Below are 1,691 nucleotides of genomic sequence, written 5' to 3' on the forward strand. Positions count from 1 at the left end.
CCAAAACGGGAAAATTGTACGCTAAGGCTGAAACCTATATCACATAAGCATTTCAGCGATACTTGTTTTCCTTAATCCGCAAAGGCCGCAACTTGTCAAAACTGGTCGCCTGTTTCAAATTCCAGACATAATCGCCAGTAAGATTGATATGCTCCCATCCCAATGGTGACAAATGTTGCAAATATTCTTCAGGAATATCCATTCCTTGTTGTTTCAAATAGTCCACAGCTTTTTCTAAGTACACTGTATTCCACAGAACAATAGCAGCAATGACCAAATTCAACCCACTGGTCCGATAAAACTGGTCTTCATAAGAGCGATCGCGAATCTCACCCAGACGATTAAAAAACACCGCCCTTTTCAGAGTATGTTTTGCCTCACCCTTGTTTAGACCAGCCGTCGCCCGTCGCCGCAGTCCTGGACTCTGCAACCATTCCAAAGTAAACAAAGTTCGCTCAATCCTCCCTAACTCCCGCAAAGCTAAAGCTAAACTATTCTGCCGAGGATAAGAAGCTAATTTCCTCAACATCAAAGAAGCAGTCACCGTCCCAGTCCGAATTGAACTAGCAAGGCGTAGAATCTCATCCCAAGATTCCTGAATCAATTTCACATTAATCTTGTCACCTAGCAGGGGTGCTAAAACCGAATCAGGGGAACTAGGTTCAAAAGTATACAATTTCTTATCAGGTAAATCTCGCATTCGAGGAGCAAATCTAAATCCCAGTAAATGGCACATCGCAAATATATGCTCGGTATAACCGCTTGTATCTGTATAATGCTCTTGAATCTGTAAATCACTCTCATGATACAACAAACCATCCAAAACGTGAGTTGCATCCCTAATCGTGGCGTTAATTACCTTAATGTGAAAAGGGGCATACTGGTCAGAAATATGCGTGTAAAAAATCACGCTTCTATCCTTACCATACTTGGCATTGATCTCTTCATTAAAACTGCGATGTCCGCCTGCTTTAAACCGTTGGCCATCAGAAGAAGATGTTGTCCCATCACCCCAATAAGCAGCAAATGGGATCTGTGCATGAAAATTTACTACCTCAGCTAAAGCTTTGGAATAAGTTTCATCCCGAATATACCAATCCGCCACCCAAGCTAAACGCTCAAAGGACATTCCTTGAGTTGCGTCAGCCATCCGCGTTAAACCTAAATTAATACCATCAGCAAGCAAGGCACTTAACAAAACAACTTTATCGGATACTTGTTCTCCTGAATGTAAATGTGTAAAATGTTTAGTAAATTGTGTCCAAGAATCAACTTCTACCAACAAATCAGTCAACTTAATTCTTGGCAGTAAATTATGAATTTTTCTGCTGAATTCATCAACCTCCTTCGGGACAGCATTGGTGAGAGGAGTGATAATTAATAGCTCGTTTTCTATTCTGACATCAACCAGCTTATTCTCTACAATCATTGAAGAAACAAGCGCTAATTGTTCCGCCAATTCGAGTGAGCGTTGTTCAATATAGGTAGTAAAATCCGTTGTTACTGCCACAGGTATAGTGTTAGAAGAACACATTGACTGCCATGAGCTATCTGGTAACAAATAATCCTCAAAATCTTGGAACTGCTTCGAGCCTGCTACCCAAATATCCCCAGAACGCAAACCACTACGTAACTCAGCTAAAGCACACATCTCGTAGTAGTGACGGTCAATAGTATCTCCCTTAATTACG

1 protein-coding gene is annotated in these 1,691 nt (G+C 41.3%); it reads right to left on the minus strand.

The genetic code is table 11. The annotated features are described in order from the left end of the window. Window positions 1-52 precede the first annotated feature (52 nt). Window positions 53-1,691, minus strand: a 1,639-nt coding sequence (locus tag H6G96_RS40660) for a Tn3 family transposase (RefSeq protein ID WP_190920322.1), incomplete at its 5' end; no start/stop codon positions are given.

The sequence above is a fragment of the Nostoc sp. FACHB-892 genome (assembly GCF_014698795.1).
In the GTDB taxonomy this organism is placed as follows: domain Bacteria; phylum Cyanobacteriota; class Cyanobacteriia; order Cyanobacteriales; family Nostocaceae; genus Nostoc.